The sequence below is a fragment of the Rhizobium leguminosarum genome, assembly GCF_010668065.1.
Taxonomy (GTDB): Bacteria; Pseudomonadota; Alphaproteobacteria; order Rhizobiales; family Rhizobiaceae; genus Rhizobium; species Rhizobium leguminosarum_S.
Map to the genome: position 1 here is coordinate 55,800 of NZ_WUEN01000018.1, position 18,056 is coordinate 73,855.

Genomic DNA, 18,056 nt, shown 5'->3' on the forward strand with positions numbered 1-18,056 from the left:
GTTTGATCAGATGAGACGGGTAGTTGTCACAGGTCTGGGTGTCGTGTCCTCGATCGGAAACGACGCGGCCGAAGTCACCGAATCCTTGCGGCAGGCAAAGTCGGGTATCTCCTTTTCGAGCGATTTCGCCGAACATGGGTTCAAGTGCCAGGTCTGGGGCAGTCCGAAGCTCGGTTCGGCGGAACTTGCCGAACTGGTCGACCGCCGCGCCATGCGTTTCCTGTCGCAGGGCGGCGCCTGGAACCATGTCGCCATGAAGCAGGCACTTGCCGATTCCGGCCTGGAAGAGAAAGACTACGCTCAGAACGAGCGTACCGGTATCATCATGGGCTCCGGCGGTCCGTCCACCCGCACCCTGATCGAAGCTGCCGAGATCACCATAAAAAACAACAGCCCGAAGCGCATCGGCCCCTTCGCCGTGCCGAAGGCGATGTCCTCGACCGCATCGGCCACGCTCGCCACCTGGTTCAAGATCCACGGCGTCAATTATTCGATCTCGTCGGCCTGCTCGACCTCGGCGCATTGCATCGGCAACGCCGCCGAGATGATCCAGTGGGGCAAGCAGGACGTGATGTTCGCCGGCGGTCACGAAGATCTCGACTGGACGATGTCCAACCTCTTCGACGCCATGGGCGCGATGTCCTCCAAGTATAACGACACGCCGGACAGCGCCTCGCGCGCCTATGACGTCAACCGCGATGGTTTCGTCATTGCCGGCGGCGCCGGCGTGCTGGTGCTCGAGGAGCTGGAACGCGCCAAGGCCCGCGGTGCCAAGATCTACGCCGAAATCGTCGGTTACGGCGCAACCTCGGACGGCTACGACATGGTCGCCCCCTCGGGCGAGGGCGCTATCCGCTGCATGCGCCAGGCGCTCGCCACCGTCAAAGGCGATGTCGACTACGTCAACACCCACGGTACGTCGACGCCGGTCGGCGACAGCAAGGAAATCGGCGCCATCCGCGAAGTATTCGGCTCGAAGATCCCGCATATCCAGTCGACCAAGTCGCTGACCGGCCATTCGCTTGGCGCTGCCGGTGTGCAGGAATCGATCTATTCCCTGCTGATGATGCAGCAAGGCTTCATCGGCGAAAGCGCCCATATCACCGAGCTCGATCCCGAATTCGAAGGCGTCCCGATCGTGCGCAAGCGTATCGACGACGCCAAGATCGACATTGCCCTCTCCAATTCCTTCGGCTTCGGCGGCACCAACGCTACGCTCGTCTTCCAGCGCTATAACGGATAATAATATGACGGGAATCATGCAGGGTAAGCGCGGGCTCGTCATGGGCGTCGCCAACAACCACTCGATCGCCTGGGGGATTTCAAAAGCTCTCGCCGCACAGGGTGCGGAACTCGCCTTCACCTATCAGGGCGATGCGCTCGGCAAGCGCGTCAGGCCGCTTGCTGCGGAGGTCAACTCGGATTTCGTCCTGCCCTGCGACGTCGAGGACATCGCCTCGGTCGATGCCGTCGTCGACGCGATAAGCGAGCGCTGGGGCAAGCTCGATTTCATCGTCCATGCCATCGGCTTTTCCGACAAGAACGAGCTGAAGGGTCTCTACGCCGACACGACGCGTGAGAATTTCAGCCGCACTATGGTCATTTCCTGTTTCTCCTTCACCGAGATCGCCAAGCGCTGCGCTCCGTTGATGGAAGATGGTGGTGCGATGCTGACGCTGACCTATAATGGCTCGACGCGCGTCATCCCGAACTACAACGTCATGGGCGTCGCCAAGGCAGCGCTCGAGGCTTCGGTGCGCTATCTCGCCGCCGACTACGGCCCGCGCGGCATCCGCGTCAATGCCATTTCCGCCGGCCCGATCCGCACGCTTGCCGGCGCCGGCATCTCCGATGCGCGCGCGATCCTCTCCTGGAACCAGCGCAATGCGCCGCTGCGCAAGACCGTGACCATCGATCAGGTCGGCAACTCGGCTCTCTACTTGCTCTCCGACCTTTCCTCCGGCGTCACCGGCGAAATCCACTTCGTCGACGCCGGCTTCAATGTCACCTCCATGCCGACGCTGGAAACGCTGCGCAAAGCGGACGTCGAATAAACACTATTCGATGGAAACTCAAAGGCCGTGCGCAGATGATGCGCACGGCCTTTTCTATCGGTAAGAATGATCGTATCGAGGCCGCTTGAGCCTATTTCTTCGCCCAGAGAACCTTGAACCGGGCGTTGCGGCAAGTTTCGCCGCTTTCCCTGAAATTCGCCGCCAGAACCGGCTCGTAAGGCAGGCCGCGATTGGCGACGAGCATCAGGCGGCCGCCACCGCGAAGGGCGGATGCGGCAGTCTTGATCATTGCCTGGCCGAGCGCCGGATCGGCCGCGTGTCCCTCATGGAAGGGCGGGTTCATGATGACGAGATCGTATTTATCCTTGACCGGCTCACCCGCCAGATCGTGCCAGAAGAAGCGCACAGGCGCGTTCGGGCAGTTCTTAGCCAGATTATCCCTGGCAGCCTCCAGAGCCGCGTGATCGGCCTCGTAGAGGTCGAGGCGCGTCAGTCCACGCGACTTCCGCCCCATCTCGACGGAGAGATAGCCCCATCCGGCACCGAAATCCGCAACGTCGCCGGTGAAATCCTCAGGCAGGCGCGAGGCGAGCAGCTCCGATCCGGCATCGATGCGGTCATGCGAGAACATGCCGGCGGTTGCATTGAAACGGCCGTCGACGCGGACCGGCGCCTTTGCCAGCTTGGAGACAATCTCGTCAGCATCCGCCGGCCGGCCGAACCAGAAGGCGACGCCGTGATATTTCGGCATATGGTCGACGGCGAGATTGAAACCTTCCATCCGCTTGCGCAGCGGTTGGACACCGTCTTCCTTGGCGCCGGCAACGACGATCAGGCCGCCGAGCCGCGTACGGGCGATAGCAGCGGCAAGATTGGCCTCGTTCCCGCCCTTGTGCTTGGTGCAGAGCACCAGAGCCGCATCGTAGTCCTCGCCGTCGATCTCCGGCTTCGCTTCGATCCGCTGGGCCAGCAGCTGCCGATAGAGCGGTCGGAAGCCCTGGACGGCGCTGAGCGAGGCGGCAAAGCCTTCCGGCAGTGCAAAGCCTGCCTCGGCGCCGAGGAAGAGCACGCGCTCGCCCTCGCCGGGCGCCGCGACTGTGCCGCTGGCAAAGGGATGGAACAGGGTCTTCAGCGTCTCGCTGCTCATGGTCTCGTCTCGTCTTCTCATACAAAAAAGGGCGCGGAAGCATTCCCGCGCCCGATAGCAAATTTGGAAGGCGGCTTATTCGGCCGCTTCTTCCTTCTTCTTCTCGTTCGGGATTTCCTGGCCGGTGGCCTGGTCGACGACCTTCATCGACAGGCGAACCTTGCCGCGTTCGTCGAAGCCGAGCAGCTTGACCCAGACCTTGTCGCCTTCCTTGACGACGTCCTGCGTCTTGGCAACACGCTCGGAAGCGAGCTGCGAGATGTGGACGAGGCCGTCACGGGCGCCGAAGAAGTTGACGAAGGCGCCGAAGTCGGCGGTCTTCACGACCGTGCCTTCGTAGACCTGGCCGATTTCAGGTTCGGCAACGATCGAGTGGATCCACTTGCGGGCCGCTTCGATTTCCTTGCCTGAAGACGAGGCGATCTTGACGGTGCCGTCGTCCTCGATGTTGATCTTCGCGCCGGTCTTTTCGACGATTTCGCGAATGACCTTGCCGCCGGAGCCGATGACTTCACGGATCTTGTCGACCGGGATGTTCATGACTTCGATGCGCGGAGCGAATTCGCCGAGCTGGCCGCGGCTTTCGGTGATGGCCTTGGACATTTCACCGAGGATGTGGACGCGACCGCCCTGGGCCTGGCCAAGGGCGACCTTCATGATCTCTTCGGTGATACCGGTGATCTTGATGTCCATCTGCAGCGAGGTGATGCCGTCGGCGGTACCGGCGACCTTGAAGTCCATATCGCCGAGGTGGTCTTCGTCACCGAGAATGTCGGACAGGACAGCGAAGCGATCGCCTTCCAGGATCAGACCCATGGCGATACCGGCAACCGGCTTTGCCAGCGGAACGCCGGCGTCCATCAAAGCGAGCGAGGTACCGCAGACGGTCGCCATCGAGGACGAACCATTCGACTCGGTGATCTCGGAGACGACGCGCAGCGTGTAGGGGAATTGCTCAGGCGTCGGCAGCATCGGACGGATCGCGCGCCATGCGAGCTTGCCGTGGCCGATTTCGCGGCGACCCGGGGAGCCCATGCGGCCGGTCTCGCCAACCGAGTAGGGAGGGAAGTTGTAATGGAGCAGGAAGCGCTCCTTGTACATGCCCGTCAGGCTGTCGACATACTGCTCGTCTTCGCCGGTGCCGAGGGTGGCAACCACGATCGCCTGGGTTTCGCCGCGGGTGAACAGCGCCGAACCATGGGTGCGCGGCAGAAGACCGACTTCCGAAACGATCGGACGAACGGTTTCGAGGTTGCGGCCGTCGATGCGGCTCTTGGTGTCGAGGATGTTCCAGCGGACGATCTTCGCCTGCAGATGCTTGAAGATCGCGCCGACTTCTTCGGGTGTGTACCGGGCTTCGCCTTCCTCGGGGAGGAAGTGCGCCTTCACCTTCGCCTTGACGGCGTCGACGGCGGCGTAGCGATCAGCCTTCTGGGTGATCTTGTAGGCTTCACGAAGTTCACCTTCGGCAAGGCCGAGCATTTCGGTTTCGAGAGCGGAGTAGTCTGCCGGCTGGAAGTCGCGCGGCTCCTTGGCGGCCACTTCGGCGAGCTTGATGATCGCGTCGAGAACCGGCTGGAAGCCCTTGTGGCCGAACATGACGGCGCCGAGCATGATGTCTTCGTTAAGTTCCTTGGCTTCGGATTCCACCATCAGCACGGCGTCATAGGTGCCGGCGACGACGAGGTCGAGGCTCGATTCGTCCATCTCGTCGAGATGCGGGTTGAGAACGTATTCGCCGTTGATGTAGCCGACGCGCGCACCGCCGACCGGGCCCATGAAGGGAACGCCGGACAGCGTCAGCGCAGCCGAGGTGGCAACCATCGACAGCACGTCGGGATCGTTTTCGAGGTCATGCTGGATAACGGTAACGACAACCTGCGTGTCGTTCTTGTAGCCCTCAGGGAAGAGCGGGCGGATCGGGCGGTCGATCAGGCGGGAAACCAGGGTTTCCTTTTCGCTCGGACGGCCTTCGCGCTTGAAATAGCCGCCGGGGATCTTGCCGGCCGCATAGGTCTTTTCCTGGTAGTTGACGGTGAGCGGAAAGAAGTCCTGGCCGGCCTTCGGCGCCTTGGCCGAGACGACGGTGGCGAGAACGACGGTTTCGCCGTAGGTGGCGAGAACCGCGCCGTCGGCCTGACGGGCGATCTTGCCGGTTTCGAGTTTCAGCGGGCGGCCAGCCCACTCGATTTCCACTGTGTGTGTATCAAACATGTCTTGTCCTTCAATGCGGGAGCACGCGCCATCGCCGATATCAAGGCGCAGCGCACAGTCGACCGCAATCAATGTGACGTATCACGGGCAAGACAACGGGAGGCTTTTCATCCTCGGCTTCCTCGGGGAGTCCCTGAGAAACCGGGCCAAAGCTCATTGACAAGCCTTGGCCGAAAGCATCCGGCAATCCTGCCCCATGACAGGTCAACGGTTGGTTTGGCAGAACCGGCCCATCCGGGTCTGCCGGTCTTTCCACCGCGTAAAAGATAGGGCGCGGCTGGAACATTTCATCGGGAACCGTGTCCCGAAACACATCCGGCGGGCGCTCGGAAAGCGCCCGCCGGACAATCTTAGCGGCGGATACCCAGGCTGGTGATCAGCTTGGAATAGCGGCCTTCATCCTTCTTCTTGAGATAATCAAGAAGCGAGCGGCGGCTCGAAACCATCGTCAGCAGGCCACGGCGGGAATGGTTATCCTTCTTGTGGTCCTTGAAGTGTTCGGTCAGGTTGTTGATGCGTTCGGTCAGGATCGCGACCTGGACTTCCGGAGAACCGGTATCGCCTTCAACGGTCGCATATTCCTTGATCAGCGCAGACTTGCGCTCAGCAGTGATCGACATCGGGTTATCCTTTCTAAGAGGAGGAGATAAAGTCGCCAAAAGCCGGGATGTCGTCCAGCTTTGGCCGTGAATGCAAACGGGCGTACCCGATGCTGGCGCTGCCTATAAACCAAATATGGATCGATGGAAAGAGGGGTCGTCCTTGGCGGCTTCAACGGCCCGCCATGGCGCCCCGGATCATCCCGTCATAGGCTGCAGGATCCTGCAGCATGGCGAAATGGCTCACATCTTTCAGGATGACGAGTTTGGCGCCCGGAATCTGTTTTGCCATCATTTCCGTATGGTCGAGCTTTACGGCTTCATCATGATCGCCGATGGCAAGTGTGACCGGCACCGAGATCTTGCCAAGATCGGCGGCCGTCCAGGCCGGCTGGGTTGCCCACATTTCGGAGATCTGCTTGACGAAGGCGTCGTATTCGTTCGGCGTCGGCGAAAGCTTCCGGTACTGCTCGCCGGCGACGTTGATGTAGTCGTTGAAGGTCTTGTTGTCCATCACGTCAGCCTTGACGCCGTCGGTCGTGACGTTGGCTGCCTGGGCAATGACGCGGGTCAATTTTTCCGGGTGTTTCATCGCCATGTCGATGCCGATGATGCCGCCGTCCGACCATCCGACAAGCGTCACCTTGTCGATCTTCAGATAGTCGAGAAGTGCCACATAATCCGATGTCATCAGGTCATAGCCGAAGGGCTGCTGGCTGCGCGTCGAACGTCCATGGCCGCGGCTGTCGGCAACGATGACCCGATGATCCTTGGCAAAATCGGCGACCTGGTGACCCCAGACCTCGGCATTTCCAAGACCGCCATGAATGAACAGGATGGGGTCGCCTTCGCCGTATTCGGCGTAATACATCTTGATGTCGTTCACCTCGGCCATCCCACTCGTCTTTGCCACCGGCATCAAAGGAAAGGCCGGAAGCTCGGCCCAGCGCTCGGCGGATCGAGCGCCGGCGACGGCGAGAAACATCGAAAAGAACGTCAGGATTCCGATAGCAGTTCCGCGCATGATCTTTCCCTCTGTCAGGCCCCCATGGCCCCTCGGGCCGCTATGGCGGCCCGACAGGGAAGATATCGCATCGCTACCGGCTGACAATCGCTGTCTTGTCAGAAAGCAAGACAGGCTCAGGCGAAAACCCGCTTCGGGCGAAACTCGCCCTGGCCGATCTCGCCGATCGCGATCAGCTTGCCGCGGGCTGTCGCATAGGCTTCGCTTTCGGCAACCGGCGCATCGCGGCCACGCACCAGGATCGGGTTGCCCATCTTCAGCCGGTGCGCCTGGTCGTCGTTGATGACGAGATGGGGCAGCGAGGATAGCGCTTCGCAGGTGTCGATCAGCAGCGCGTCGAGGGCCGCCAGGCGCTCGTCCATATCCTCGATCGCCTCCAGTGCCACGAGATCTGCGAGCGGCACCATGGCCTCTTCCGCGAAAGGCGCGACGAAGGTGCGCCGCAGCCCGGACACATGGCCGTAGCAGCCGAGCTCGCGGCCGAAATCGCGCGCCAGCGCCCTGACATAGGTACCCTTGCCGCATTCCACTTCGAAATGCGCGCTGTCGGCGTCCGGGCAGGCGAGCAAGGTCAGCCGGAAAATATCGACCTCACGCGAGGGAATTTCGACGGTTTCGCCTTCGCGCGCCAGATCATAGGCGCGTTCACCTGCGATCTTGATGGCGGAAAACTGCGGCGGCACCTGGCTGATAGTGCCGATATATCCAGGCAGGATATCGCGGATCTGCTGTTCGCTCGGGCGTTTGTCCGAACTCTTGGTCACCTCGCCCTCGAGATCGTCGGTCGCACGCTCCTCGCCCCAGCTCACCGTGAATTCATAGATCTTGCGGCCGTCCATCACATAGGGAACGGTCTTCGTCGCATCGCCGAGCGCGATCGGCAGCATGCCGGAGGCAAGCGGATCGAGCGTGCCGGCATGACCGGCCTTCTCAGCCTTGTAGAGCCACTTGATCTTGGAAACGGCTTCCGTCGAGCCGAAATCCACCGGCTTGTCGAGGATCAGCCAGCCGGAAATCGGCCGGCCTTTGGGTTTGCGTGGTTTGGACATGCGTCTCTTCTGTTTATTGTTCGTCATTATCGCCGTCGAGGTCGCGGCTCACCTCGGGCGAACGCAGCAGCTCGTCGATCTTCTTGTAGTTGTCGAAGCTGGTATCGTCGCGGAAGCGTACCTCCGGCATGTATTTCATCTGCCGAAGCTGCGGCCCGAGCCGGCCGCGGATGAACCTCGCATGGCGGTTCAGGGCCTCGATGACGATGCTGTGGTCGGAAACGCCGAGCGGCGTCACATAGGCGGTGGCGATCTTGAGGTCCGGCGACATGCGCACTTCCGAGACCGAGATCACGGTCGCCTCGATGACGTCGTCACGCACTTCGCCGCGCTGCAGCACCTGAGTGATAGCGGCGCGAACCTGTTCGCCAATGCGCAGCATGCGCTGCGAAGGCGCGGAAGAAGTTGGTCTGGTCATTGTTATCTCTATTTGCCGATGCGGCTGGGAATCGAACCCGTCAAAGGAGAGCGTCCATGACTCTTTTGGTCGAAAAGGTCAAGTCGGCAGATGCCCGAAAGCCATCCGCCGGCTGGCGGATGGCTTTCGGAAAAGTTCAGGCGCAGCAGTTTAGAGCGTGCGCGTGATATGTTCGACGCGGAAGCACTCGATGACGTCGCCGGCGCGCATGTCCTCGTAGTTTTCGAAGGCCATGCCGCATTCCTGACCCATCGGCACTTCGGACACTTCGTCCTTGAAGCGCTTGAGCGTCTTGAGCTTGCCTTCGTGAACGACGACGTCGTTGCGGATGAGGCGGACGCCGGCACCACGTTCGACCTTGCCTTCGACGACACGGCAGCCTGCGACCTTGCCGACCTTGGTGATGTTGAACACCTCGAGGATCTCGGCATTGCCGATGAAGGTTTCGCGCCGTTCCGGAGACAGGAGGCCCGACATCGCTGCCTTCACGTCATCCACGAGATCGTAGATGATGTTGTAGTAGCGGATTTCGATGCCTTCGCGCTCGGCGAACTGGCGTGCCTGCGTATTCGCACGAACGTTGAAGCCGATGATGGCCGCGTTCGAGGCTTCGGCGAGCGAGATATCCGACTCGGTGATACCGCCGGCGCCCGAATGGACGATGCGGGCACGCACTTCGTCGGTGCCGAGCTTCTCCAGCGCGCCGGCAATCGCTTCGATCGAGCCCTGCACGTCACCCTTGATGACCAGCGGGAACTCCTTGATGCCGACGCTCTGGCGCTGCATCATCATCTGTTCCAGCGAACCGCGCTGTCCCGACTGACGGGCAGCCGCCTTGTCGCGGGCCAGACGCTGACGATATTCCGAGATTTCGCGGGCGCGGCTTTCGCTTTCGACGACGGCGAACTTGTCGCCGGCCTGCGGCGTGCCGGAAAGACCGAGAACCTCGACTGGCGTTGCCGGACCTGCTTCTTTCACATGGTCGCCCTTGTCGGTGACGAGAGCGCGCACGCGGCCCCAGACGTCGCCGGCAACGATGATCTGACCCGGACGCAGCGTACCCTTCTGGACGAGCACGGTCGCGACTGAACCACGGCCACGATCGAGCTGGGCTTCGATGACAGTGCCTTCCGCGGTCCGGTTCGCATTGGCCTTGAGATCGAGAATTTCCGCCTGCAGCAGGATCGCCTCGAGCAGCTTGTCGAGGTTCTTGCCGGTCTTGGCCGAAACCTCGACGTCAAGCACTTCACCGCCCATGGATTCCACGAAGACTTCGTGCTGCAGCAGTTGGTTGCGGACCTTCTGCGGATCAGCCTCGTGCTTGTCGACCTTGTTGATCGCCACGATGATCGGAACCCCGGCGGCCTTGGCGTGGTTGATCGATTCGATCGTCTGCGGCATCACGCTGTCGTCGGCTGCGACGACCAGGATCGCGATGTCGGTCGCCTGCGCACCGCGGGCACGCATTGCCGTGAAGGCGGCGTGGCCGGGCGTATCGATGAAGGTGATCTTCTGACCGTTCTGCTCCACCTGATAGGCGCCGATATGCTGGGTGATGCCACCGGCTTCGCCGGAGACCACGTTGGCATGACGGATGGCGTCGAGCAGCGAGGTCTTGCCGTGGTCGACATGGCCCATGATGGTAACGACGGGCGGGCGCGAAACCAGTTCGCCATCGTCGTCGGAAACGTTGAAGATGCCGAGTTCGACGTCGGATTCCGACACGCGCCTGACCGTATGGCCGAATTCGCCGGCGATGATTTCGGCAAGGTCGGCGTCGATGACGTCGCCCGGCTTCATCATCTGGCCTTCCTTCATCAGGTACTTGATAACGTCGACGGCGCGTTCGGACATGCGCTGCGACAGTTCCTGAATGGTGATGGTCTCGGGCAGAACCACCTCGCGGGAGATCTTCTCGCGGGTTTCCTGCATCTGACCGCGGCGGAACTTCTCCTGCCGGCGACGCATCGCCGAGAGCGAACGACCGCGGGCATTATCCTCGCCGTCGACGTTGGCAGTAGTGATCGTCAACTTGCCGCGACGGCGCTCTTCATCCGTCTTCGGACGCGTGGTGACCGGCTTTGCGGGTTCCGGGCGAACGACACGGCCACGGACTGGACCGCTGCGCGCTGCGCCACGATCGTCTTCTTCCTTTTCTTCGCGACGGCCGCGAACGGCGCCGGGGACGGCAGCGGCGGCTGCCGGACGGGCAGCCGGTGCTCCGGCCGCATCGGGCCGGCGTGCGGCCGGTGCCGACGATGCGGGCTGCTGCGGCCGCGGCGCGTCGGAGCGTGCTTCGGCCGGAGCCGGTTCTGCGGCTGCCGGTTCAGCAACAGCGGGTGCCTCAGCCTGCCGGATAGCCTCTTCAGCGGCCCGGCGGGCAGCTTCTTCCGCTTCGGCTGCCTTGCGGATCACCTCTTCGGCGGCACGGAGCTTTTCTTCCTCGGCGCGGCGGATCGCATCCTGGGCGTCACGCGCCTGGGAGTCGGCAAGCGCACGGCGGCGGGCGTCCATCTCTTCCGGCGACAGATGGTTCAGCACCACCGGGCGCGGGCGATCGTTCTGGCGCGGCGGCTGGTGGGACTGCTGCGGCGGACGCTGGTTCGTCTGGTTGTTGTTGCCCTGCTGAACCCGCGGAGCCGGCGTCGGCTGCTGCGGACGCGCCTGCACGGGTGCGGGCGCCGGTTCGGCTGCGCGCACGGGGGCCGGCGGAGCGACGGGTGTGATCGGCTTTTCGTCTTCCGGGCGCATCGGGCGCCGCTTACGGGTCTCGACGACGACCGCCTTGGTGCGACCTCGACCCATATCCTGGCGAACGGTGCCCTGGCTCATCCCCGATGGTTTCAGGGTGAGTGTCTTTTTGCCCGCTACGCTGATTGTCTTGTCGTCGTTACTATCGGTCATTCGTTCCCGTTCCTTCGGACAGGGAGCGATGACTAGATCAGACCCTGTCGTTCAATACTGTCGATCAATGAGGATGGGACCGGCCGATGCCGGTGACCGCCTCATTGTTTTTGCCGGCCAGCGCCGCCCGCTGCCCGGGACTGACCGCCAATACGGTACTGTTCGAGCATCTTTGCGCGCTTCACTACACCTTCACCCGCCTGCCCTGCAAGCACTGCGGCATGGATAAAAGCATTCTGGCCCATCAGGCCTTCCATTTCGCTCTCCGAGAAGAGACGGAAGGAAGGTATCTCCTCCTCGGTCTCCATTCCGAGGTGCCAGGCCTTGCGGGCCTGGTCGATTTTCCGGACGCCGTCGTCCGCTGCACCAGTCGCGTGGAACACCGCAAGGGCTGCTCCACTTCTGACCGCGGCATCCACTTTCGAGGAGCCGCTGACGAACTGGCCGGCTTTCCGCGCCATGTTCATCATCTGCATCAATTGCGCCGCGAGCAGCCGATCGACACTCGCGCCGAGATCGTCCGCCGCCTTTACATCCGTCTTCAGCGCGCGGGCGAAGAGCTTCTTCGCCACTGCCCTGTCGACCAGCGACCGGTCGATCTTCACCCAGCATCCGCGTCCCGGAAGCTCGCGCTTCAAGTCGGCGACAACTGTTCCATCGGGAGCGGCGACGAAGCGGATCAGCTCTTCCGGCGATCCGCTTTCGCGCGTCACGATGCACATGCGTCCGTTCACGTCATAACCTGCAAGATCGTCGTCCTCGAGAGGAGCGTCCGGTTCATGCGCGGTCATCATGCTTCTTGTTCGGCTTCGGTGACCTCTTCTTCGGTCCCCTTATCCAGGTCCTCTTGCGTGATCCAACCAGCCGAAAGGCGGGCCTGGACGATCATCTGTTCTGCTTCGACGCGCGAGACATCGAACTTCGAGAACAGACCCTCGAACTTCTTCGTTTCGCCGTTCTTGCGTTCCGACCAGCCGACGAGATCGTCGGCAGCGCAGCCGGCAAAGTCCTCGATCGACTTGATGCCGTCTTCGCCGAGCGCCACCATCATCTGGGCGGTCATGCCGTTGATTTCACGCAGCTCGTCCTGGACACCGAGCGCCTTGCGCTTCTCGTCCATCTCGGCTTCGAGACGCTCGAGGAATTCGCGGGCGCGCTGCTGGATTTCCTGCGCCGTCTCCTCATCGAAACCGTCGATCGAAGAGATTTCGTCGAGATCGACATAAGCCAGTTCTTCGACCGCGGCAAAACCTTCCGAAGCCAGAACCTGGCCGACCATCTCGTCGACATCGAGAGAATCCATGAACAGGTTGGTGCGCTCGTTGAATTCTTTCTGGCGGCGTTCCGATTCCTCGGCCTCCGTCATGATGTCGATATCCCAGCCGGTCAGCTGCGAAGCGAGGCGGACGTTCTGGCCGCGGCGGCCGATCGCAAGCGACAGCTGCTCATCGGGAACGACGACTTCGATACGCTCGGCATCCTCGTCGAGAACGACCTTGGCGACTTCGGCCGGCTGCAGGGCGTTGACGACGAAGGTCGCCGGATCTTGGCTCCACGGAATGATGTCGATCTTTTCGCCCTGAAGCTCGCCGACAACGGCCTGGACGCGTGAGCCGCGCATACCGACGCAGGCGCCGACCGGATCGATCGAACTGTCGTTCGAGATCACCGCGATCTTGGCACGCGAACCCGGATCACGGGCGACCGACTTCACCTGGATGATGCCGTCGTAGATCTCCGGGACTTCCATGGTGAAAAGCTTCACCATGAATTGCGGATGCGTGCGCGACAGGAAGATCTGCGGGCCGCGTTGCTCGCGACGGACATCATAGACGTAGGCACGGACGCGATCGCCATAGCGGACGTTTTCGCGCGGGATCATTTCGTCGCGGCGGATGATGCCTTCGCCACGGCCGAGATCGACGATGACGTTGCCGTATTCGACGCGCTTGACGGTACCGTTGACGATTTCGCCGACGCGATCCTTGAATTCGTCGAACTGGCGGTCACGCTCGGCTTCGCGCACCTTCTGCACGATCACCTGCTTGGCCGACTGTGCGGCGATACGGCCGAAATCCATCGGCGGCAGCGGATCGGCGATGAAATCGCCAAGTGCGGCGTCCGGATTGCGGTCGCGAGCCAGCTCCAGCGGGATCTGCGTCGAATAATCCTCTGCCTTCTCGACGACTTCGAGCAGGCGCTGCAGGCGGATTTCGCCGGTCTTCGGATTGATGTCGGCCCGGATGTTGGACTCGGTGCCGTAACGGGAGCGTGCCGCCTTCTGGATGGCATCGGCCATTGCGGCCAGCACGATCTCGCGGTCGATGACTTTTTCGCGCGCCACTGCATCTGCGATCTGCAGAAGTTCGAGCCGGTTCGCACTGACTGCCATTGTCTTGTTTCTCCGTCTTTACTCCAGGGTTCCCGTCCCTGGAGCGGTCTGTTGATCGGTTATTCTTCGTCGTCCGCTTCGTTCTGGTTGGCGGCCTGGGCTTTCGCCAGCTTGTCGGCGCGCAATGCGTCACGGATCAGGTCGTCGGTCAGAATGAGCTTCGCATCGCTAAGCGCCGTGAAGGGAATGGTGACCTTCTGCTCTTCCCCATAGGCGATCTGGTCACGCTCGAGCGTGAAACCATCTGTGCCTGCTTCGACGATCTTGCCGCGGAAGCGCTTGCGATTGTCGATCAAGATCGACGTCTCGCATTTCACAAGGTGGCCCTGCCAGCGGACGAAATCGGATTTCCGCACCATCGGACGGTCGATGCCGGGCGAAGACACTTCCAGATGATACTCTTTATCGACCGGATCTTCCACATCGAGGACGGGAGAAATCGCCATCGAGACTTCTTCGCAGTCCTGGACCGTCATCGTGCCGTCGTTGCGTTCGGCCATGACCTGCATCGTCGCGCCGTTCTGGTTCATCATGCGGACGCGGATAAGCCGGAAGCCCAGGTCGACGAGAACGGGTTCGATGATATCGGCAAGACGCTGGTCGAGCCCGGTTTCGGTAATCAGCCGCGGCTCACGTTCATTGTCTGCGTTTGTCAGATCCGACAAGCGGTGCGCTCCTCGCAATTTCATGCTGTTTCGGCGATCGCGGTAATAAAAAAGAGCGGGTCCTTGCGGCCCACTCTTCATCAAGCGATCAAGAATTTGAGAGGCATATAGTCGGGTTTTTCCGAAATTGCAAGGTCTGCGACCGATTCGGCCAATTCGCTTCCGGCGACGTGATGAGGCCTATGGCCAGCGCCGGTGTTGCGCATATATTGCCGTTGGCGCGCAATAACAAAAGCGGGAGAAATCGTGGCCTACACTTCGTCGACATTGGCGCCTTTGCGGCACGATACCTACCGCACCATCTGGTTCGCGAGCCTTTCTTCGAATTTCGGCGGCCTGATCCAGGCGGTCGGCGCCGCCTGGATGATGACGACGATCACCGCCTCGGAAGACATGGTGGCGCTGGTGCAGACCTCGACGGCGCTGCCGATCATGCTGTTTTCGCTGATATCGGGTGCGCTGGCCGACAATTATGACCGCCGCCGGGTCATGCTGACGGCGCAGTGCATGATGCTCACGGTCTCGGCGCTGCTGACGGCCTCAGCCCTTCTCGGCTGGATCACGCCCTGGCTGCTGCTCTTCTTCACCTTCCTGATCGGCTGCGGCACCGCGCTCAACAATCCCTCCTGGCAGGCCTCGGTCGGCGATATGGTGCCGCGTGCCGATCTGCCGGCAGCGGTCACGCTGAACAGCATGGGTTTCAACATCACCCGCAGCGTCGGCCCGGCGATCGGCGGCGTCATCGTCGCGGCTGCCGGCGCGGCCGCGGCCTTCGCGGTGAACACGCTGAGTTACCTCGCCTTGATCTATGCCCTGCTGCGCTGGCGGCCAGCCGCGCCCGTCTCGACCCTGCCGCGGGAGGCGCTCGGCAGCGCCATCTTTGCCGGCCTGCGTTATGTCTCGATGTCGCCCAATCTCGAAAAGGTCCTTGTCAGGGGACTGCTCTTCGGCATCGGCGCCAGCTCGATCCTGGCGCTGCTGCCGGTCGTCGCCCTCGATCTCGTTGCCGGCGGCCCGCTGACCTATGGTTTCATGCTCGGCGCCTTCGGGATCGGCGCAATCGGCGGTGCGGTGCTGAATGCGAGGCTTCGCCAGGTGCTTTCCAGCGAGATGATCATCCGCCTCTCCTTTGCCGGCTTCGCATTGAGCGCGGTCATTGCCGCCGTGAGCCCGAGTGCCGTCTTGACCTCCGCCGGGCTGCTCGTCTCCGGCGCCTGCTGGGTCTCTGCACTTTCGCTGTTCAACACCATCGTTCAGCTTTCCACGCCGCGCTGGGTGGTCGGCCGGGCGCTGTCGCTTTATCAGACCGTCACCTTCGGCGGCATCGCCGGCGGCAGCTGGCTGTGGGGCGTCGCCGCCGATCGCTACGGCGTCGCCGATGCGCTGCTGATGTCATCCGTCGTCATGCTGCTCGGCATCGCCATCGGCCTGCGCTTTTCGATGCCGGCCTTCGCCTCGCTCAATCTCGACCCGCTGAACCGCTTCACCGAGCCGGCCCTCAGTCTCGACATCACGCCGCGCAGCGGCCCGATCGTCATCCAGGTCGACTACGAGATTGCCGACGAGGACCTTGCCGAGTTCATGGAATTGATGGGCGAACGCCGCCGTATCCGCATCCGCGACGGCGCCCGCAACTGGGCGCTGATGCGTGATCTCGAAAATCCCAGCCTTTGGACGGAAACCTACCATACGCCGACCTGGGTCGAATACATCAGACACAACCAGCGGCGCACGCAGGCCGATGCCGAAAATACCGACAGGCTGCGTGCGCTTCACCGCGGCGAAGGTCCGCTGCATGTCCACCGCATGATCGAACGCCAGGCCATTCCGCCAGGTGACGACGTCTTCCACAAGGCGCCGATCGATCTGCATCATTGAGACAATGTGTGCAGAGGTCGAACATGTATAGATTCAGGCTCGCCCGCCAATCCGATCTGGCCGCCATCATCCGGCTTCTGGCCGATGACGATCTTGGCGGCAGCAGGGAGATTGTTTCGGATCCTGTCGATGCGCGTTATCTCTCGGCCTTCGCCGCGATCGAGGCAGACGCCAATCAGCTTCTGGCCGTCGCCAACGACGCGACCGATCGGGTCGTCGGCTGCCTGCAGCTGAGTTTTGTTCCCGGTCTTTCGAGGACGGGCATGTGGCGCGGCCAGATCGAAAGCGTGCGTGTCGCAAGCGATCTTCGCGGTTCTGGCCTCGGCGCACAATTCATCGAATGGGCGATCGCCCAATGCGCCGAGCGCGGCTGCGGATTGGTGCAGCTGACATCGGACAAGACGCGGGGGGACGCGATCCGCTTCTACGAGAGGCTCGGTTTCGTCGCCAGCCATGAAGGTTTGAAACGCAACCTCTGAAGCCGGTTACTTCAGCTTGCCCTTCATCGTCGCCTCGGGAAAACATGTCGGCTTCATGCCGTTCTTTGCCTGCCACTGGCCGATCGAACGCCGGGTCTTGTAGCCCGGCAGGCCGTCGGAGCCGCCGACATCATAGCCCTGCCGTTCCAGCGCCTTCTGCATGGCGGCGACATCCGAGCGCAGCATCTTGCCGACATCGCCCCATCTGCCCTGGAAGGCGCCGCCATTATAGGCGATCCGGTCGGCGAGATTGCCGATATAGAGCGCGTAGAGATCGGAATTATTATATTCCTTGATGATGTAGAAATTCGGGGTGACGATGAATTCCGGTCCGTCGCGGCCGGCCGGAACCAGCATCATGCCCTCAGCCTTCATCTCGCCGGAGGGAAAGCCCTTGCCGGAGATGCGGTCGATGCCGAGCGAGGCCCAGTGCGACAGCGGCTTTGCCAGATCGGGTCCCTCCTGCGCGCAGGAGACCGCCTCCGGTATCGACACCTCGAAGCCCCAGTCGCGGTTGCGCTGCCAGCCTTTCTTGACCAGGTAATTGGCGATCGAGGCGAGCGTATCGGGCACCGAGGTCCAGATATTGCGGTGACCGTCGCCATCGAAATCCACGGCATATTTCAGATAGCTGGTCGGCATGAATTGCGGCTGGCCGAGTGCGCCCGCCCACGAACCCTTGAAGTTGGCAGGTGTGACGTCGCCGCCGTCGAGAATATGAAGTGCGGCCACCAGCTCGGTGCGGAACATCTCCTTGCGCGTCGACATGAAGGCCTTGGTCGCCAGCACCTCGATCGCCGAATTCGGGATCTTCGCCGCACCGAAGCCCGTCTCCCGGCCCCAGATGGCCAGCACGATCGAGCCCGGCACGCCATAGGTCTTTTCGATCCGCTTCAGCGTCGAGCCATATTGGGCGGCAAAGCCGCGTCCCGTTGCGGCAAGCTTCTTCAGCTGGTCCTCGTTGAAATAGGGAGCGGGCGAGGAAAATTCGGCCTGCGTCTGCTTCTGCTCCTTCGGCGGCGGGAAACCGGGCGGAGCGAGATCGGGCAGGTTCCAGTTCAGCGTGATGCCGGAGAAAGCGGATTGAAAGACTTTCTCCGAAATGCCGTTCGCCTTCGCCTCCGGCCAGAGGTCGCTCTGCACCCATTTTTCGAACTGCGCCTCGACATCGGCTTTCGAAGGGGCCGCGTAACAGGAGAGGGGCAGGAGAGCTGCCGCCAATGCGAGTGCGAATATCCGCAGCCGCCGTGGGCCATCTTTCAGCATATGCAA

At 62.0% G+C, this 18,056-nt stretch carries 15 protein-coding genes; 4 read left to right on the forward strand and 11 right to left on the reverse strand.

From position 1 onward, the window contains the following. Window positions 1-10: 10 nt before the first annotated feature. Together fabB and fabI are read left to right on the forward strand one after the other, a co-directional pair. Entirely contained in the window at window positions 11-1,243 is a 1,233-nt protein-coding gene (gene fabB, locus GR198_RS31520) for a beta-ketoacyl-ACP synthase I (RefSeq protein ID WP_012759646.1), read from the forward strand. Between the two features lie 4 nt (window positions 1,244-1,247). Then, a complete protein-coding gene (gene fabI / locus GR198_RS31525) occupies window positions 1,248-2,054 on the forward strand; it encodes an enoyl-ACP reductase FabI (RefSeq protein ID WP_029873762.1) in 807 nt (268 codons plus the stop codon). Window positions 2,055-2,145: 91 nt separating this feature from the next. Here fabI and GR198_RS31530 read toward each other — a convergent pair whose 3' ends face one another. The 10 genes from GR198_RS31530 to rimP form a co-directional block, all read right to left on the reverse strand. Beyond that, window positions 2,146-3,162 (reverse strand): class I SAM-dependent methyltransferase, encoded by a 1,017-nt coding sequence (locus GR198_RS31530; RefSeq protein ID WP_029873761.1) that lies wholly within the window; start codon window positions 3,160-3,162, stop codon window positions 2,146-2,148. Window positions 3,163-3,237: 75 nt separating this feature from the next. Continuing rightward, entirely contained in the window at window positions 3,238-5,376 is a 2,139-nt protein-coding gene (pnp, locus tag GR198_RS31535; protein ID WP_025396629.1) for a polyribonucleotide nucleotidyltransferase, read from the reverse strand. Window positions 5,377-5,726: 350 nt separating this feature from the next. Further along, entirely contained in the window at window positions 5,727-5,996 is a 270-nt protein-coding gene (rpsO, locus tag GR198_RS31540; protein WP_003544317.1) for a 30S ribosomal protein S15, read from the reverse strand. Between the two features lie 151 nt (window positions 5,997-6,147). Next, the gene (locus GR198_RS31545; protein ID WP_164070246.1) at window positions 6,148-6,999 is read right to left on the reverse strand and encodes an alpha/beta fold hydrolase; all 852 of its coding nucleotides are present in this window, start codon (window positions 6,997-6,999) and stop codon (window positions 6,148-6,150) included. A gap of 116 nt (window positions 7,000-7,115) precedes the next feature. Then, a complete protein-coding gene (truB, locus tag GR198_RS31550) occupies window positions 7,116-8,048 on the reverse strand; it encodes a tRNA pseudouridine(55) synthase TruB (RefSeq protein WP_130709189.1) in 933 nt (310 codons plus the stop codon). A gap of 13 nt (window positions 8,049-8,061) precedes the next feature. After that, entirely contained in the window at window positions 8,062-8,466 is a 405-nt protein-coding gene (gene rbfA / locus GR198_RS31555) for a 30S ribosome-binding factor RbfA (protein ID WP_003544322.1), read from the reverse strand. 150 nt (window positions 8,467-8,616) lie between these two features. Beyond that, window positions 8,617-11,370, reverse strand: a complete 2,754-nt coding sequence (infB, locus tag GR198_RS31560) for a translation initiation factor IF-2 (protein ID WP_164070247.1) — start codon at window positions 11,368-11,370, stop codon at window positions 8,617-8,619. A 101-nt stretch (window positions 11,371-11,471) separates the two neighbouring features. After that, the gene (locus GR198_RS31565; protein ID WP_017989926.1) at window positions 11,472-12,164 is read right to left on the reverse strand and encodes an RNA-binding protein; all 693 of its coding nucleotides are present in this window, start codon (window positions 12,162-12,164) and stop codon (window positions 11,472-11,474) included. Continuing rightward, the gene (gene nusA / locus GR198_RS31570) at window positions 12,161-13,762 is read right to left on the reverse strand and encodes a transcription termination factor NusA (RefSeq protein ID WP_003544328.1); all 1,602 of its coding nucleotides are present in this window, start codon (window positions 13,760-13,762) and stop codon (window positions 12,161-12,163) included. Before nusA ends, GR198_RS31565 begins: the two co-directional genes overlap by 4 nt. 59 nt (window positions 13,763-13,821) lie before the next feature. Beyond that, window positions 13,822-14,427 (reverse strand): ribosome maturation factor RimP, encoded by a 606-nt coding sequence (gene rimP / locus GR198_RS31575; protein WP_003544329.1) that lies wholly within the window; start codon window positions 14,425-14,427, stop codon window positions 13,822-13,824. 198 nt (window positions 14,428-14,625) lie between these two features. Between rimP and GR198_RS31580 the strand changes: the two genes are divergently transcribed. Continuing rightward, a complete protein-coding gene (locus tag GR198_RS31580) occupies window positions 14,626-16,305 on the forward strand; it encodes an MFS transporter (protein ID WP_204337289.1) in 1,680 nt (559 codons plus the stop codon). Window positions 16,306-16,328: 23 nt separating this feature from the next. Next, window positions 16,329-16,784 (forward strand): GNAT family N-acetyltransferase, encoded by a 456-nt coding sequence (locus GR198_RS31585; protein WP_164070248.1) that lies wholly within the window; start codon window positions 16,329-16,331, stop codon window positions 16,782-16,784. A gap of 6 nt (window positions 16,785-16,790) precedes the next feature. Here GR198_RS31585 and GR198_RS31590 read toward each other — a convergent pair whose 3' ends face one another. Next, complete coding sequence (locus GR198_RS31590) at window positions 16,791-18,050, reverse strand: lytic murein transglycosylase (protein ID WP_164070249.1); 1,260 nt, start codon at window positions 18,048-18,050, stop codon at window positions 16,791-16,793. Window positions 18,051-18,056 lie beyond the last annotated feature (6 nt).

What these genes read in the sequence shown, in the direction of transcription:
- fabB (WP_012759646.1), top strand. Translation starts at nt 11, where the DNA reads ATGAGACGGGTAGTTGTCACAGGTCTGGGTGTCGTGTCCTCGATCGGA.
- fabI (WP_029873762.1), top strand. Translation starts at nt 1,248, where the DNA reads ATGACGGGAATCATGCAGGGTAAGCGCGGGCTCGTCATGGGCGTCGCC.
- GR198_RS31530 (WP_029873761.1), bottom strand. Translation starts at nt 3,162, where the DNA reads ATGAGCAGCGAGACGCTGAAGACCCTGTTCCATCCCTTTGCCAGCGGC.
- pnp (WP_025396629.1), bottom strand. Translation starts at nt 5,376, where the DNA reads ATGTTTGATACACACACAGTGGAAATCGAGTGGGCTGGCCGCCCGCTG.
- rpsO (WP_003544317.1), bottom strand. Translation starts at nt 5,996, where the DNA reads ATGTCGATCACTGCTGAGCGCAAGTCTGCGCTGATCAAGGAATATGCG.
- GR198_RS31545 (WP_164070246.1), bottom strand. Translation starts at nt 6,999, where the DNA reads ATGCGCGGAACTGCTATCGGAATCCTGACGTTCTTTTCGATGTTTCTC.
- truB (WP_130709189.1), bottom strand. Translation starts at nt 8,048, where the DNA reads ATGTCCAAACCACGCAAACCCAAAGGCCGGCCGATTTCCGGCTGGCTG.
- rbfA (WP_003544322.1), bottom strand. Translation starts at nt 8,466, where the DNA reads ATGACCAGACCAACTTCTTCCGCGCCTTCGCAGCGCATGCTGCGCATT.
- infB (WP_164070247.1), bottom strand. Translation starts at nt 11,370, where the DNA reads ATGACCGATAGTAACGACGACAAGACAATCAGCGTAGCGGGCAAAAAG.
- GR198_RS31565 (WP_017989926.1), bottom strand. Translation starts at nt 12,164, where the DNA reads ATGATGACCGCGCATGAACCGGACGCTCCTCTCGAGGACGACGATCTT.
- nusA (WP_003544328.1), bottom strand. Translation starts at nt 13,762, where the DNA reads ATGGCAGTCAGTGCGAACCGGCTCGAACTTCTGCAGATCGCAGATGCA.
- GR198_RS31585 (WP_164070248.1), top strand. Translation starts at nt 16,329, where the DNA reads ATGTATAGATTCAGGCTCGCCCGCCAATCCGATCTGGCCGCCATCATC.
- GR198_RS31590 (WP_164070249.1), bottom strand. Translation starts at nt 18,050, where the DNA reads ATGCTGAAAGATGGCCCACGGCGGCTGCGGATATTCGCACTCGCATTG.